The sequence below is a fragment of the Blautia sp. AF19-10LB genome (assembly GCF_003461245.1).
Taxonomy (GTDB): Bacteria; Bacillota; Clostridia; order Lachnospirales; family Lachnospiraceae; genus Blautia_A; species Blautia_A intestinihominis.
On sequence record NZ_QTWS01000004.1, the window covers coordinates 254 to 15,918 of the forward strand.

The 15,665-nt window shown below is 38.6% G+C and carries 16 protein-coding genes; 2 read left to right on the forward strand and 14 right to left on the reverse strand.

All coding sequences use genetic code 11. The features are described 5' to 3' along the window. Positions 1 to 285, forward strand: a 285-nt coding sequence (locus DWX28_RS03760; RefSeq protein ID WP_147342074.1) for a transposase, incomplete at its 5' end; no start/stop codon positions are given. Between the two features lie 41 nt (positions 286 to 326). Here DWX28_RS03760 and DWX28_RS03765 read toward each other — a convergent pair. The 12 genes from DWX28_RS03765 to DWX28_RS03820 form a co-directional block, all read right to left on the reverse strand. Beyond that, on the reverse strand, positions 327 to 710 hold the full coding sequence (locus DWX28_RS03765) for a DUF4145 domain-containing protein (protein WP_118251885.1): 384 nt from the start codon (positions 708 to 710) through the stop codon (positions 327 to 329). An 809-nt stretch (positions 711 to 1,519) separates the two neighbouring features. Continuing rightward, positions 1,520 to 2,383, reverse strand: coding sequence for an aldo/keto reductase (locus DWX28_RS03770; protein WP_118251886.1), 864 nt, complete (start codon positions 2,381 to 2,383; stop codon positions 1,520 to 1,522). Between the two features lie 13 nt (positions 2,384 to 2,396). Further along, positions 2,397 to 3,164 (reverse strand): carboxymuconolactone decarboxylase family protein, encoded by a 768-nt coding sequence (locus DWX28_RS03775; RefSeq protein ID WP_118251887.1) that lies wholly within the window; start codon positions 3,162 to 3,164, stop codon positions 2,397 to 2,399. Between the two features lie 28 nt (positions 3,165 to 3,192). Then, positions 3,193 to 3,663 carry a flavodoxin gene (locus DWX28_RS03780; RefSeq protein ID WP_118251888.1) on the reverse strand — a complete coding sequence of 157 codons (471 nt, stop codon included), beginning with the start codon at positions 3,661 to 3,663 and terminating at the stop codon, positions 3,193 to 3,195. A 127-nt stretch (positions 3,664 to 3,790) separates the two neighbouring features. Then, positions 3,791 to 4,669, reverse strand: a complete 879-nt coding sequence (locus DWX28_RS03785; RefSeq protein ID WP_118251889.1) for a LysR family transcriptional regulator — start codon at positions 4,667 to 4,669, stop codon at positions 3,791 to 3,793. A 186-nt stretch (positions 4,670 to 4,855) separates the two neighbouring features. Then, positions 4,856 to 5,698: a hypothetical protein gene (locus DWX28_RS03790; RefSeq protein WP_022213325.1), complete on the reverse strand. Its 843-nt coding sequence runs from the start codon at positions 5,696 to 5,698 to the stop codon at positions 4,856 to 4,858. After that, complete coding sequence (locus DWX28_RS03795) at positions 5,695 to 6,477, reverse strand: ImmA/IrrE family metallo-endopeptidase (RefSeq protein ID WP_118251890.1); 783 nt, start codon at positions 6,475 to 6,477, stop codon at positions 5,695 to 5,697. The genes DWX28_RS03790 and DWX28_RS03795 overlap by 4 nt, the downstream gene beginning before the upstream one ends. Positions 6,478 to 6,542: 65 nt before the next feature. Next, entirely contained in the window at positions 6,543 to 6,911 is a 369-nt protein-coding gene (locus tag DWX28_RS03800; protein WP_015513317.1) for a helix-turn-helix domain-containing protein, read from the reverse strand. A 360-nt stretch (positions 6,912 to 7,271) separates the two neighbouring features. Further along, positions 7,272 to 7,802 (reverse strand): flavodoxin family protein, encoded by a 531-nt coding sequence (locus DWX28_RS03805; protein WP_118251891.1) that lies wholly within the window; start codon positions 7,800 to 7,802, stop codon positions 7,272 to 7,274. Positions 7,803 to 7,823: 21 nt separating this feature from the next. Continuing rightward, positions 7,824 to 8,519: a metallophosphoesterase gene (locus DWX28_RS03810; protein ID WP_022213322.1), complete on the reverse strand. Its 696-nt coding sequence runs from the start codon at positions 8,517 to 8,519 to the stop codon at positions 7,824 to 7,826. A gap of 3 nt (positions 8,520 to 8,522) precedes the next feature. Then, positions 8,523 to 8,864, reverse strand: coding sequence for an arsenate reductase family protein (locus DWX28_RS03815; RefSeq protein ID WP_022213321.1), 342 nt, complete (start codon positions 8,862 to 8,864; stop codon positions 8,523 to 8,525). Positions 8,865 to 8,939: 75 nt separating this feature from the next. Further along, the gene (locus DWX28_RS03820) at positions 8,940 to 9,323 is read right to left on the reverse strand and encodes a hypothetical protein (RefSeq protein WP_118251892.1); all 384 of its coding nucleotides are present in this window, start codon (positions 9,321 to 9,323) and stop codon (positions 8,940 to 8,942) included. 217 nt (positions 9,324 to 9,540) lie between these two features. On the opposite strand from DWX28_RS03820, the gene DWX28_RS03825 reads away from it, so the two are divergent. Further along, positions 9,541 to 10,389, forward strand: a complete 849-nt coding sequence (locus DWX28_RS03825; RefSeq protein ID WP_022213319.1) for a DMT family transporter — start codon at positions 9,541 to 9,543, stop codon at positions 10,387 to 10,389. Positions 10,390 to 10,467: 78 nt separating this feature from the next. Here the strand turns inward: DWX28_RS03825 and DWX28_RS03830 are convergent, their stop codons facing one another. Both DWX28_RS03830 and DWX28_RS03835 read right to left on the reverse strand, forming a co-directional pair. Further along, a complete protein-coding gene (locus DWX28_RS03830) occupies positions 10,468 to 13,839 on the reverse strand; it encodes an EAL domain-containing protein (RefSeq protein WP_118251893.1) in 3,372 nt (1,123 codons plus the stop codon). Positions 13,840 to 14,731: 892 nt separating this feature from the next. Beyond that, positions 14,732 to 15,664, reverse strand: a complete 933-nt coding sequence (locus DWX28_RS03835) for an AEC family transporter (RefSeq protein WP_118251894.1) — start codon at positions 15,662 to 15,664, stop codon at positions 14,732 to 14,734. Position 15,665 lies beyond the last annotated feature (1 nt).

The window sequence follows — 15,665 nt, forward strand, 5'->3', positions numbered from 1 at the left end:
ATGCAGGAGCAAAATATCTGCCTTTTTGCCCTGAAGCGTTCTAACAGTAAAGAAAACTGGACAAAATCTGTGCGTCAATTAATATTCAAACAGAGAAGGCGGGTAGAAACTGTGTTTTCACAGCTAACTGGTCAACTAAATGCAGAAAGAGTGCTGGCCAAAAGCTTTCAGGGATTATGTACCCGCCTGGTCAATAAAGTACTGGCGTACAATCTCTGTATTGCATTAAACAGTATTTTCAATGAATCCTGCGAACTTGGAAAAATCAAGGAATTGATATTCTAAAAATTTTAGTTTTCCAATAATTACAGGGATTCTTTGCGCATTTACAGGTTTTCATATAATTTATTTGAAGTAGCACAATAGGTTAAATTATATGCCATCTCTAGCAAAATCCTTGCCCTGTCCGTTGATTCACATCCTACATGGACAGCATCGTTTCTTGCCCTTCTGATGGAATACAGAATATTGTCAATATTTTCAGGAATGATGCTTCTGTACTTAAGTACGCGAATCAAATTGGACTGTCTGGTATCTTCAGGTAATTCAATTTTTTCATAGGCAAATATTCCCCGAACTATCTGCTCTGCCAACATTCCAATTTTAAAAATACAGGCATTTGGATCACTATACAAATAAGATTCTGCCGTTTCTCCCAGCAAAGCCAGTTCTATCCAGTATTTTTCCAGAAAACTAAAATTTGATGCCATAATATCTCTCCTTCTGTATTATCGAGATTAACTTTTATATCTATATCTTCTGTCAATACGGTATCCCTTTTCCAGACTTCATTAGGCATTTTCTTGTAATCGCCAACAACAAACCATTCTTTCCTTAAATCATTGGTACCGTACTTTAATAAGCTTTGCTGTCAACGCTGATCTTGTATGATCTATGATCACCAGAATATTTTACTATCTTCTCATCACGTAAAATATCCAACAAATTCAGTGGCTTGTTCAAACGCTCCGATACATTCCACTTTTTCGCCTTTCAGCGACAGAAAGATATTTTATCTACTCTCCTTCAACTACAATTAATATACCACGCCATCGACAACAAATCTATTTTCTTCTTTCCATGTTTTAACACCATAATCCACTTTACATATTTATATTATTTTCTAACTTTTTAACATTTCTATACTTTCATAGTATTGCTTGATTACGTGTGTAATCTACCATTCTAGCACCACCATTTTCTATCAAATCCATTGCATAATCCACAGATGAAAAGTATTTTTATCATAGTTTTATTTCTCCTTGATTTGCCCCGGAATGCCCCATGAATCAGGCCTGGATTCAATTGAGAGCACGAAAAAATTTCTTTGCCACTGCATCAGACTTTCTTTGTTACGCCCTCATATAACGAAACGCTCAGAGGGTAAAATACAATGGGCAAATGCAAAAAAAGCTATAAGACTCCTTTTTTTGAAATCTTATAGCTTTGCTATTAATGATATTAAGTTGTTATTCAATATTTAGATTACCAACGGATTGTTAGATTGTTGTTATATTTCTTACATCTTTCCACCATAAACAGGGAAAATCCCACTGTCACCATAGCTCTTAATTTTCTTAAAATTCTTTAACAGTTCCATGTCTTCAGCACTAATTTCAAAATCTAGTTCTGCATTACTCTTCATATGTTCAGGATTACTTGTTTTTGGCAGAGAAATTGCACCAAGCTGAAGCGTATATCTAATGCAGAGCTGTGGAACAGTCACACCATACTTCTTTGCAATCGTAGTTATCTCCGATTGATTTAATATTTCACCATGCGCAATTGGTGAGTATGCTTCTACAACAATATTATTCTTCTGGCAATATTCAACTAACTCTATCGGCGTATTACTGATATGAAGAAGAATCTGATTTACCATTGGCTTAATCTTTGCTGTTTCAAGAAGACTTGCAATATCTTCAATCAGAAAATTGGAAATTCCAATTGCCTTAAGTTTTCCTGCCTTATAAGCATCCTCAAGAGCTTTCCATGCTGCTCGATTTCCCTCTACATATCTGTCTTCACACTGATTAACTTTTACCCAAGGTTGCGGACTGTGGATAATCATCATATCAAGATAATCTAGTCCCATCTTTTCAAGTGTCTCATTGATTCCTGCCATTGCTTCCTCATAGGTTTTATGCTCTGCTGCAACCTTTGATACAACAAACAGCTTTTCACGCGGAATACCACAAGTTCTTACTCCTTCACCCACGCCACGCTCATTGCCGTATGCCTGTGCCGTATCAATATGTCTATAGCCAATCTCTACTGCTGCTTTTACAGCATCAGCAGCCTTATCATCATCAATAAACCATGTTCCAAGACCGAGCTGTGGAATTTTCACTCCATTATTCAATACAATACTATTATCAAACATTTCATTCACCTTCCTATTGTAATTTCCCATATTCTTCATCACTTACCGGTTCAAGCCATTCATTAGAACCATGTTCGCCCGGAACTTCTATTGCCAGATGGCTAAACCATTCATCCGGTGCGGCGCCATGCCAGTGTTTCACTTCTGTCGGAATATTGATGCAGTCGCCTGGCTTCATTTCTACAGCTTCTTTACCTTCTACCTGATAATATCCTCTTCCGGCAACACATACCAGAATCTGTCCTCCGCCACTTTTTGCGTGATGAATATGCCAGTTATTTCTGCATCCAGGTTCGAATGTCACATTAAAAATTCCAACCTGAGAAGTAGAAATCGGTGCAAGAAAACTTCTGCCGGAAAAATACTGTGCAAATCCATCATTTGGTGCACCAATCGGAAACATCATTTCTTTTGCATGCGCACACATTGCTTCCTCTTCGTATGGCAAATCTCCTTCGCCTGCTTCCCATACTTCCTTTGCAAGATTGAAAACAGCCCATGCTTTTGGCCAACCTGCATAGAATGCGACATGTGTGATCACTGCAGCAATCTCTTTTTGTGTCACACCATGATTTTTTGCATTTTGAAGATGATATTTTAAAGAAGAATCCGTAATTCCGGAAGCCATCAGAGCAACCACTGTAATGATACTTCTTGTTTTTACATCGATATTCTGGTTATTCCAGTTTTCACCGAAAAGCACATCATCGTTAAAATGTGCAAACTCTGGTGCAAATTCACCAAGTGCATTTCTTCCTGCTGTCTGTATTATTTTTCCCATATTATGTATCCCTCCATAGCACTGTTATTTATAAAGATTTTACCCAATCACTGATTTCCTGTTTAGTTCCACGATTTAACAAGCTGCCTTCTGTAATAACTGCATCTGGCGCGGACAGCTGTAATTCCTTTATAGTATTACCGAATCCGCTTCCACCGGATGTTGCAAAAAGCACGATCTTTTTACCGCCAAAATCATAAGTTTCCAAAAATGTATTGATGATTGTCGGAGCCACATACCACCAGATTGGAAATCCAAGAAGGATCTCATCATAAGAACTCATATCCATTTCTTTTTTTATAATCTCCGGTCTGTATTTCTTATCACTCATTTCCACACTGCTTCTGGATTTTTTATCCATCCAGTCAAGATCAGCCTTTGTATATGGAATCTTCGGCTCAATCTCAAATAAGTCTGCTTTTGCTTCCTCTGCAATCATATCTGCTACTTTTTTTGTTGTTCCACTTGCACTGAAAAATGCAACTAATTTTTTACACATAATACAAAACCTCTTTCCTTGCGTATTTTTCACAGAAAAAATAGATGTATAAGATTCACATTCATCTTACACATCTATTTTAAGCTCCATCGCCTCATTATGTCTAATGCTTATATTGAATTTTGTTTTATGCCCGAAAAGCATTTATTTCTTCTATTATTTTACGGACTGCCAGCGAATATGGGATGTTCCGTCTCCAGGCAATCACAGTGCTTGTCGTGATTTCAGGAGAAATTCTTCGCTGTACAAGAATATCCTCCCGCCAATACTTTGCAGCACCTTCGATCGATACCGGATACCCCAGTCCATTTGCCGCCATAACTCCGGCATTTGTTCCAAGATTACTTGTAAAAGCAATCTGCAGTTTCGAAAAGTCTTTCCCAAACCAATTGGCAAGTTCGCTTTGAACATTCATTCTTTCTGGCAGAATCAATGGTTTTCCAATGAGATCTTCTTTTTTTATAAACTCTTTTTCTGCCAGCGGATCATCTGGGCGCATTCCAACACACCAGTGGTCACAATCCGAAATCCGAATATAATCCAGCCCTTCAGTGTCAACCGGTTCCATGAATAACGCAATATCTACAAGACCCTTATTCATCATCTCATACACCGTATCTGCTGTTGCAGTATGAAGTACAATCTGAACCAGTGGGTATTTTTCTTTATATGTTTTGCATATTTTCGCCAATGTTTCTACTGCCGCAAATTCACCACAGCCAATGGTTATGGTACCCTCCACAACATCTTCTTTCCTGTTCAGTTCCTTAAGCGTCCTTTCCTCAAGATTAAGGATCTCCAGGGCACGCCTTTTTAATAGAATCCCCTCATCAGTAAGTGTAATTTTCTTCCCGCTTCGAATAAATAATGTTATTCCCAGGTTCTCTTCAAATGACGCCATTTGTCTGGAAAGCGTTGGCTGGGTAATATGCAATTGTTCTGCTGCTTTTGTAAAGCTCTGTTCTTTTGCTACTGTCAAAAAATAGCGTAATAATCTTAATTCCATATCTTTATATTCCTACAAATTTTTCTTGTAACCATTCTATCATGTTGCGTCCCAAACATCATCTATATCATTAATGTGACATTTTACAGCCTTGGAACTTATTCCTGACGTCATTGTCATTTTTTCTGAGGGACATTCCGAGGGAGATCCCGAGGGACATTGTAATTCAAATTTAGCATCACAACTTTAAAAAATAATATGCACAGTTTTATCAGAAACAAGTTTTGCAAACAATTCGTTATTTACTAATTCCGTAACCAATACGATTGCATGATCATCCTGTTCTTTACTATATGTGATTTTCCGTACATCTTTTCTATATTCATTAATATCATCTATATTGATTTTTCCTTCTCTTGCAAGTTGGCATAATATAGCATCATTACTCTTGTAAGATATTGGCACAGGCGCTTTTGCAGCAAATACTTTTCTTAAATCAGTCTCTGCTTTTCTTTGAAAATCATATGTATCACCATCTTGAGAATATATAGTCAGTGTCTTTGTTTCAGGGTAATACCATGATATTATCTCAGACAAAATCGTAATTGATACCTCACCAGCATTTTTCTTTTTTATTCTACCAGTAGACAGCATCTCTTCAGAAATTGGCCATTCATCATATAACCTTTGAATCCACTCTTCATATGCTTCCATATCAAGCGGATCCACTTTTTCAACATGACGACGCAAATAGCTTCTGATTCTTGCCAACTGGTGCGTTGATGCCAGGACTATCTGATAAAGATTTCCTTCTTCGTTATTTGTTAAATCCGAATATGATTCCTCTTTAATGCAGTATATCGGGTATCCCATTTCTATTAATCCTTGTACATAATTAGCTCTTCCCGGAGCATCATTTATTTCAGTTAACACCCATTCCGGAATCAGAATCAAATCATAATCTTTCAATATGTCCTCTGGTTGTATGCCTTTCATTTTCAGTCCCTGCATAAAAGAGATTGATGAAGTATCTAAAAGAGCGATATGCTTTTTATCATCTATGTTTTCAATTTTTTCTATATCTATCATTCGCTCCTCCTTGTTATCAGAGCTATTTCAGCCATAATATTCTTTAAATACTCCTCATTATCTTCATGATAACGAAGCTCAGGATTTTCATCTCTTGTCCTCTTTATTTTTTCTTGTAAAGAAGACGTATTGACAACATAAGAAGGGCATACCAGACTGTCGTCCAATCCAAGCATTCTGAATCTGTTTGGTAAATCATCAAACTGAAGGTCAAATACTTCTTTGATTTTGCCACAAAGCTTTTCATTTTCACTTTGTATAGCATATTCATATAAAGATACCAACACTGCTTTATATGGTGCTTGAAATGTTGACATACAATGGAATATTTTTGAAACAAACTCTGCTTCCGGAAGTTCTGTAAAATACCTGTCAACACCATTTAACAGCATACATGCTGCAAAATACTCCGCTTTTCTCTCTTCTAGTGTATTATCAGTTTCAATAAAATGGTCAAATGATACTTTATCAAATATCAAATGATATATCTCATGCCACGCTGTAAAATATTGGTTTGCTCTGGGGAGTGCAGTATTTATAACAGGAATAATCTTTTCGTCCTTAACAAATATAGCACCACTCCAATATTTATCTTCTATAGGCATCTGAATCAAACCAAAGCCCTGTAAAATTAGTAGTGCAAGTTGTGGAGCTGATGCAACTTTCATTATAGATGGATTTGTCTGGAGTCTAATTGCCTGTGCTAGAACTTCCTCTTTAATCTCATGATTCTTTTTTATAACAAGCTCCAAGTTTTGGGCAGTAATTAATTCACTCATCTAATCCACATCTCCATTTCATTTCGATTGACACAAAACTGCTATTCGGTAAATTATAGGTACCTTTAATAATAAATCGCACACAAATCAATTACATCAAGAAGTAAATTATACTGCTTCTTTGCTGTTTCGTTCATTTCATGATCCATCGGTGCGTTCTGTGAATACACCGTTGCTGTAGAGAGCTTTGAGGGAGCTGAATGATACAACATCAAGTCTTCTACCGTCATATTGAGTAATTTCAGTATTTTCTGCAAATGGCGATCAAAAGAACTCTTGCTGTCTATACTACCATTCAGCAACTTATCAAGAGTTGGTCGTGAAATATCTGCCTTTGCCGCAAAGGATACTTTTGTATACCCCATATCTCTAATACAATCTTTTAACTTCGAAGCCACCAGACTTCTCTGTTCAAATAATTCATCAAACTTCATTGTGATGACCTCCTTTTCTCTTTTCTACCCTAATTATATTCAAATAAAGAGTATTTATCAATAATATTGTAAAATATTTTTTTACATTTTAACACTATTTTTCTCTTCTATTTGTTTGCAAAAAAGCCATAAGATTTCTCTTTCCAAAATCTTACAGCTCATCTATCATGTTGCATCCCAAACATCATCTATATTTACATGTAATATCTGCACAAAATACCGTGGGTTATTTTCGGGTTATTTTCTAACCGCCTATGCCCTCCAGACCGTGATTTTACTGGCTTTTTGGCGAAGCTTTCAAAGAGTGCCGTGGCAAACGAATAAAACTCTTATCATCACTATCCCCTCTCTTCTGAGCACTTATTTCTCCAGTGCTTTTCCTAACATCTCAAACTCTTTCATCGCCTCAATATCTTTCGCCAGTTCATCTTTGCCATTTGCGGAGTATGGTTTGTAAAACAGAACATCCCATGCCAGATAGTCTGCTATGCAGTCAAACTGGCTCTTGATCAGATCATACTGTTTATCCCCTGCCGGAGCACCGCCAATAACAATGATACCGACTTTTTTCTCTTTCATCTGCATGCCACGGCAATAGCATTTGTCGATAACCTGTTTGATCTGTGCTGTGATTCCCCACCAGTAAACCGGTGTTGCAAAAAGGATCATATCTGCTGCTGCGACCTTGTCGATGGTCGGGTTTGTGTCGTCTTTGTCCACACAGCCCTTATGACATTGACAGGCGCCGCAGCCTTTGCATGGAGCGATATTCAGTTTGTCCGGATTAATGACTTCAATCTCATTTCCTTCAGATGCCCCTTTGATAAAAGAATTAATTGCTGTTAAAGTATTTCCTTTTCTTGCGCTTCCGTTGATGATTACGATTTTCATAGTTTTTCCTCTTTTCTGACTTTATAAAATTCGTTCCGGTCTGAACCTCAGATAATCTGATGAAACGAGCCGATACATGATTCCATTTACCTCTCCCTTGAAGCTGTCATCATATCTTTCCCTGCCATGGCAGTGAGAATAGATCACCTGCTCTGCGCCGTATTCTTCTGCCATCTGCGTGAAGGGGCTTTCCTGCTCTCCGATGGTCGTCGGGGGGTAATGTAAAAACATGATAAACTTAGAATATCCGTCTGCTTTTGCTTTGTCAAACGATGTCCTCAGCCGCTCCACCTCCCGCTCCCTGATCTTCAGGAAATGTTCTATTGAATCTTTTCCCTCATAACAATATCCCTTGGTTCCGACCAGCGCATAATCTCCGTAATTGTAATAATTATTCTGAAGAAACTGAAGCCGGCCCTCAAAGCTGTCATTTAATCTGGCAGTTTTCTTTGCGTCCCAGAACATGTCATGATTTCCACGGAGCAGGATCTTCCGCCCGGGAAGTTCCTCAATAAATTTAAGGTCCGTTTCGCACTCTTCAAGATTTCTCCCCCAGCTATGGTCTCCTGTGATCACGATCGTATCTGTATCCTTCACACATTTTGTGACATACTTCTGGATCTTCTTTTCATGATTCTTCCATATCGGATCAAAGACTTCCATCGGCTTATCCACCGAAAATGCCAGATGAAAATCCCCCATCGCCCACAATGCCATATCCTATTTCCACCCTTTCCATATATCCGGCTGATATCCAAGCGTTGACTGCTTTCCATTTCGAACTACAGGTGTCCTGATCACCTGCGGATTCTCTAGTATCTTTGCCAGCTTGTCCTCATCCGCAATATATTTAATCAGCGCAAGCGTATCCTTATCCTTGCCTTCCCAGTTGATCATATTTTCCAAACCACCATTTGCCTGTGCAACCGATGTAACTTCACCCTTGCTCATACCTTTTTCTTTCATGTCAACAAATTGATATTTGATGCCGCGCTCCTTGAAAAAGCGCTCTGCTTTTCTGGTATCGCTACATTTTTTGGTTCCAAATATCTGTATGTTCATAAAATTTTCATTCCTTTCTTTTCCATTACTGTAACGTATATTCATTATTTTTTCTGTATTTCAAACTAATCAACTCTAGTGTACTGCGATCCATCTGAACTCTTTATTCAGATCCAATGTTTTCACACCAATCTTATTCCCATCCATCATGTAACTTCCGTCCGGCGAAATTGCTTCTTCCGTTCTGGCATATAACAGTAGTCCTGAAACTTTCCCGTTGCCTGTCACATCCTGATTCTTTACATAGGTAAAAATCTGATACAGATTTTCAGAATGCAGTATCGCTTTATCATAATGATCTCTCAGGATTTTTTCATAATACTTGGTATCTATGATCAACACCTGATCTCTGTATTTCAGAAGAGTATCCGTCTGCATTACCGGAAGAAAACGGACCATACTTTCCTCTGTCCCCTCAGACAGATTCCACTTCACCTGCGCAGATCGGATTTCTGCCAAATACGAATGATGCTTCTATAACTGTAATCCCTTCTATCTCAATATTCAGAGAAATCATCATTGATAAAAATAATCATAGCATGGAAGCTTTTTACAGTAAAGCTATTCACAAAAAACTTCTTTCCCTCCACCGCCTGATATGTTACACTGAATTCTGATTTTACAAATAAAAAGGTATCATCCTCATCGGGATCTGCCTTCACACAGGGAGGAAAAATTGTATTATTTATTACTATCTATCACTTTCAGTGCATTCGTATCAATTACAATGCGTCTTTCAGACAAGCACATCCGAAACAATATGACCATGTTTCTCTCAAATTATGCTGTCTGTATCTTATTAGCCATATTATTTGGCTTACGTGTCAACACATCCGCATTTTCAGAAGGAGTGATTTTTCCAATAGGCATGGGACTCATCAGCGGAATTATGTACCTTGTCAATTTTATTCTGCTTCAGGTCAATATAAACCGAAACGGCATTGTATTATCAACAACATTTATGAAACTTGGCGTTATCGTACCAACCATTATGGCTGTTGTAGTTTTTCATGAAACCCTGACCCTTACCTCCATTGCCGGTATCTGTCTTGCACTGATCTCCGTCGTTATCATTAATCAGAATCCGAACGAAGTCAAAAATCAAAATGTTTCTTACCAGTTTTCTTTGTTATTGATTCTGTTAGCAGCCGGAGGTTTCACGGATTCTCTTGCAAACATCTACGACAAATGTGGTTCAGCATCCCTGAAGGATCTGTACCTGCTTTGTACATTTCTCTTCGCATTCCTGTGCAGCCTGATTATAAAGACTTACAAGAAGCAGCGTTTTACTTTCGCTGATCTCGGATGGGGAGCACTTATCGGTATACCAAATTATTTTTCCGCCAGATTTCTGCTACTGTCACTTTCACAAATGCCGGCAACCATCGTATATCCTGTATATAACATCGGTACCATTGTGTTTGTTACTATTACAGGTATGATCTTTTTTAAGGAACGTTTATCACTTAACAAATGGATCGCAATGGGAATCATTTTTCTGGCACTTTTCCTGCTTAGCATTTAACCAGCATCAGTGCCTCGATATGTAATACAGAAAAAAATATCCGATACAGAACGCTTATGTTTCTATACCGGATATTTTTTATTTCTTCTCTATAAATTGTCTTACAAACTCATCATAGCCACAAGGTCTTCCCCAGAAAAATCCCTGTCCGAAATCTGGTTCAAGCTTCTGGATCTTTGCCCATTCTTCCTGGTTTTCAACACCTTCAATACAAATCTTCAAGCCAAGATTATGGATCATCCTGCAGAACTGTTTCAGCAGATAATACTCTTTTTCATCTGCCACAGCACTCGATGTAAAAGAACGGTCAATTTTGATGATCTCCGGATCAAGTTCACTGAGATAATGGAAATTAGCATAGCCGGTTCCAAAATCATCCAGTGCCAGTTTAATTCCCATACGCTTTAATTCCTTTAGGAAATGCTGCGTATTAATATCTCCCTCCAGCAGATCACTTTCCGTCAGTTCAATATTCATTGCTTCCGGTGAAAGTCCTGCTTTTTCCATCTCGTCTGCAATATCTATGATCACATCTGACTTTGATACCTGTACCTGGGAAATATTTATATTGACTTTAAATCCAGGAATCACTTTTCTGATCTGACTACATTTTTCCATTGCTTCTTTCATCATCCAGCGTCCTACCGGAATGATCAGGCCTGTCTCCTCCAAAATTGGAATAAATTCTACTGGAGATACCATTCCAAACTTTGAAGAAGAAAAACGCATCAATGATTCAGCTCCACTGAGCCTGCCACTTTTAGCTTCGATCACTGGCTGGTAAAATGCCACAAATCCCTGGAATCCATTTCTTGTCGCCTCTCTGAGTTCCTGTGTAATTTCTCCTTTTCGAATAAACCGACTATAGTCTTTTTCATCAAATATATAACAACGATTTCTTCCGCGCTTCTTTGCCTCATTCAATGAAAAATCCGTCAGCTTCATAACTTTTGAATATTCAATATTCTCAGAACTGTGCAGAGCCAGACTTCCTCCTGAAATTGTATACATTACCTCAAAATCATTTTCTTCAACAAACTGATCGATGGACTCTCTGATCTTTATAAAAAGTTTTCCTGCCTCTTTTGTATCATCCGAGGAAACATCCAGAATTAAAAATTCATCTGCCATCAGTTTATATACTCTTTGTTTTTCTGACATACACGAAGAAATACATGCCGCTGTTTCTCTCAGTATAAAGTCTCCATATTCCATACTGAATTTCTCATTAATTTCTTTAAAATGATCAATTCCAACACGCAACAGATATCCCTTCTTCCAGGTCGGAACCGGATTACTTATGTATTCACGGAAACCAGTTTCACCCAAAAGCCCGCTGACATTGTCCGCTTTTTGTTTTCCACCAATCTCATTGATGCAGCCAATCATATAAAGAGGCTTCATTTTGGCATCACGTATCAAATGTCCCTTGCATTTGATCCAGACAGGCCTTTTTTTCAGATCCATCCAGCGATACTCCATATTGTGAGTACAGCGCTCTGTACTTAGCAGATCATCAAATTCTGCTTTCAGCTTTGCATAATCAGGCCCATAGACAAAATCTCTGTGATACTCCATTACCTTGTGAAAAGCATTTTTCGGAATACAGAATCGCTCCAGTGCCTGTGGCGCAATATAATAATAATCTGTCCTGAAATCTATAACATACGGATAATTATCGGTGGTAGGACTGATAAGATCAATCATACTGCAAAGCTCATCCAACGGCATATCCTGATATTTTTTCTCGTGGAGGATCACTTCATCAATAATATCTTCTGCAGGATGTTTTTCCATATAGGAAAATGTATTTTCCGTCCCCGTTGTCTTTGCAACTTTTTTCCTGCGTTTCTGGCGATACAGCATCGTATCACTTCGTCTTACTATGTCCTTAAAATCAATATCTGTATTCGGAATATAATATGCATATCCTGTTGAAATACTCAACTGATAACTAAGATCACGTGACGTTTCTTTCAGAGTCCGTTCCAGTACATTTATGCAGCCAGGAATCTGTTCCTTTTCCTCACTATGATACACATATGCAAACTCATCACCGCCAATACGAAAACAGTTTTTTTCATTTTTGAACGCACGCCGGATACACTGGTAGCAAAGCTTCAGTGCTTCGTCTCCCTTTTCATGTCCGAAATTGTCATTGATCTCTTTCAGATTATCTACATCAAGTAATACAACACCTGTCGTCCGCAGCTCAATTTCCTGCTCATCCAGATATTTGATCATGTTTTCGTAGGCATTTCTGTTCATCGCTTCCGTCAGCATATCCATATTTGCCATCTTCTGCAGATATGCAATTTTCTGTTTCTGAACATACTGGTCATAATATCTGTATACCTGTATCCAGATCAGCGAAACAATAAATCCCATGGTTCCAAGCGGAAGGAATATGGACGTAGTTTCAAAATTTCTGATATAATACAAAGCAAGTTCTGCCGCACCAGATACCATTATGATATACAATGGATACTTAAACTCCCGTGCTGCTTCATTTTCTATTTTTTCTGCCTCATAATGAATCAGCATCAATGTATAGACAACTGTAACCAGCATTAATATATGCGTCATCGGAAGCATAAGGAAAATATCTATGATTCCTGCACACTGAAGTATGACCTGTACTGCCATATTCAGCAGGAACAAAATTGCCAGGTATAACGCGCCTTTACGATACTTGCTTTTGCAGATATCATATAAAAGAAAAGTAAATGGCACCGGAAATAGCAAAAAGGAAAAAAGATCCACAAAATAAAGAGTTCTTCCATCCGGGATCAGAAACTGCATAAATCCACACTGCTGCAATGACCATATCGCAATCAGCAAAGAAAAGATTCCAAGATTCAATAAAATCTCATTTTTGCCCACTGATTTTGCTCTGTTCTTTTTTCTCATACTCGAAAAGTACAAAATCAGACTGACTGTCCCAGAAAACAAAATCCCACAGCTGATAAGCAATATCCCGAAACTGTCTTTCAGAATTCTCAGGACACAATCGCCCCTCGTTCCAAAAGAAAGTGAAAACTCATTTCCATAGTATTTCGAATATACCGGAAGTATCCGTACCTCCAGTTTTTTCCCTGCACTATTCTCTGGAAGATCTACAATATGCCAGCAAGAACCCGGTGATTTCAGAAATTTGGGGGTATTTTCATCTCTGCCATACTGGTAAATTTCCTCACCGTCAAGAAGGACCTCAACAGCTGTATGCGTTGTTTTAAACAAAAGCGACCGTTGTCCATTAAACTCCTCCGGCAAAACCATATTCTCTGTCCTGATCTCGCCATCCACTTCCTGCGTCGCTTCAAATGTCACCGTACCGTCAAAAGACAGCTTCTCTCTCGACGTGCTCTGATTATATATCCATGCAGAAAAAACAATGGCAAACAGCCCGAAGGTAACCAATGCGATCCATAGTCTTTTTTGTACTTTCATATTTCCCCTCATCCATAAATTTAATAAACAAGTGTAACTTTTTTAGTATACACCTTATCCGCTTATCTGACCAGAGATTACGGGGATTTTGTTCATTTTCTCTACTGTGACTCTTCCCAATACTCCTCTGCATCCTGAACATCTTCAAATTCGTCCATATGATCAAAATAAAACTCCTCTGGATCATCATAATCTTGTACATCATACATGTCCTTGGCATTAGATAATTATTCATATCCAATGCCATTACTCTATTTATTTCTTGTAAATCTTTACTTACTTTAATATCATCTTTATTTTCCTTTAACTCAACTGTCCTAAGTAATTCAGGCTCAATTATTGTTTATTCGTAACTGTTCAGTACCCTCACAGTTACGAGTCAAAATGCATTCCAAATCACCTTCGGTGATGGCATTTTGCCTTGTATGTCTCGGGATTTTGGCAAAAACATGCCAAAACACCTCGCGGGATACTACCTACTGAATAGTTATGTTTATTCATTTCTTCAATATCCTAAAAAGCGCTTGCAATACCAACAATTTTATTATACAGTATTATTGTTATTATATTTTGTTAGAACTCAGTATTTTAGGCTTTCTGAGTCTTGGAGTCACAGCGGAGATAATCACTCTATTTTTAATGATAATACAAATTGTTATCGCTTTAAAGGGAGAGATGCCTATGTGTTCAAACAATAAATTGGTGGTATACGGCGCGTACGGGGTGGTCAATTTATCTATTCTCCTTAAAATACTGGTTCAAGCGCGCTTAGGAGGTTCAAATCCTCCCCGTCCCGATTATTACAGGTTGCCTTTTGCAACCTTTTTTTATGTCAAAAGACACCAACCTCTCAGTCAGTGTCTCAATCTCTAATCTCAATTATTCAATTTCCTCACATCACCATCTCAAACAATCCCACCATCACCGGCATAGTCGCGATCGACAGCAGTGTCGTTAATACATACAGCGAACTGGAATACGCCGCGTCTTTATCATAGAGCTGTGCCATGGAAGTGACGGTTGCGCAGGCGGGTGTTATGGAGGCGAGGTAGACAGTCAGAAGAATCTGTTTAGAATCCTGTATGCTGGCGAATGTCTGGATTACTTTCATCAATCCCAAAACAAACACCGGGTAAATGAACAGGCGCAGTGCGGCGGAAAGGTAGATTCTTTTTCTGGTGAATACAGTTTTCAGTGGGACTTCTGCGATGACCATTCCTGCCAGAAGCATGCCGAGTGGACCGATCATGTTGTTCATCATGTTCAGGACGTCCTGGGCTCCGGAGGGGAGCTGGATTCGGAAGATGAACAGTACTACTCCGGCTATGATGGAGATGATGTTTACGTTCAGAAGTACTTTTTTCCACTCGAGTTTCTCTTCTTCGCAGAGCATATTTTTGCAGTGAGTCCAGATCAGGATGAGCTGGACGGCAATGTAGGCACTGGAGTAGATGACGTATTCCTGACCAAGTAATTCCTGTACCAGCGGGATTACGAGGATTCCTGCGTTTGAATAGATGAGCGTTGCGCGTTCGATCACGTCTAAATGGAGTGGTTTTTTCAGGATTGCGGTGAGGAGCAGAAACAGGATATGTACTGCAACTGCTGCCGCGCATGCCAGAAGCAGGCCTTTCTGAACATCGGGTGTGTATTCTACCTGAAAGGCATTCAGAATCACGCACGGGATGACCAGATAAACCATGATCACGGACACGCTTTTGCTCTCCGATGACTTCATAAGTCCGGCTTTTACAACTGTATATCCCATAAACATGATCACAAAAAGCTTTATGATTTCTTCCATTAATAATAAACTGATCTGCATT

Bases quoted from the DNA above. Each gene is read 5' to 3' on its own strand.
- DWX28_RS03770 (WP_118251886.1), bottom strand. From the start codon at position 2,383: ATGTTTGATAATAGTATTGTATTGAATAATGGAGTGAAAATTCCACAG.
- DWX28_RS03780 (WP_118251888.1), bottom strand. From the start codon at position 3,663: ATGTGTAAAAAATTAGTTGCATTTTTCAGTGCAAGTGGAACAACAAAA.
- DWX28_RS03785 (WP_118251889.1), bottom strand. From the start codon at position 4,669: ATGGAATTAAGATTATTACGCTATTTTTTGACAGTAGCAAAAGAACAG.
- DWX28_RS03835 (WP_118251894.1), bottom strand. From the start codon at position 15,664: ATGCAGATCAGTTTATTATTAATGGAAGAAATCATAAAGCTTTTTGTG.
- DWX28_RS03795 (WP_118251890.1), bottom strand. From the start codon at position 6,477: ATGAGTGAATTAATTACTGCCCAAAACTTGGAGCTTGTTATAAAAAAG.
- DWX28_RS03830 (WP_118251893.1), bottom strand. From the start codon at position 13,839: ATGAAAGTACAAAAAAGACTATGGATCGCATTGGTTACCTTCGGGCTG.
- DWX28_RS03805 (WP_118251891.1), bottom strand. From the start codon at position 7,802: ATGAAAATCGTAATCATCAACGGAAGCGCAAGAAAAGGAAATACTTTA.
- DWX28_RS03810 (WP_022213322.1), bottom strand. From the start codon at position 8,519: ATGGCATTGTGGGCGATGGGGGATTTTCATCTGGCATTTTCGGTGGAT.
- DWX28_RS03790 (WP_022213325.1), bottom strand. From the start codon at position 5,698: ATGATAGATATAGAAAAAATTGAAAACATAGATGATAAAAAGCATATC.
- DWX28_RS03765 (WP_118251885.1), bottom strand. From the start codon at position 710: ATGGCATCAAATTTTAGTTTTCTGGAAAAATACTGGATAGAACTGGCT.
- DWX28_RS03800 (WP_015513317.1), bottom strand. From the start codon at position 6,911: ATGAAGTTTGATGAATTATTTGAACAGAGAAGTCTGGTGGCTTCGAAG.
- DWX28_RS03815 (WP_022213321.1), bottom strand. From the start codon at position 8,864: ATGAACATACAGATATTTGGAACCAAAAAATGTAGCGATACCAGAAAA.
- DWX28_RS03775 (WP_118251887.1), bottom strand. From the start codon at position 3,164: ATGGGAAAAATAATACAGACAGCAGGAAGAAATGCACTTGGTGAATTT.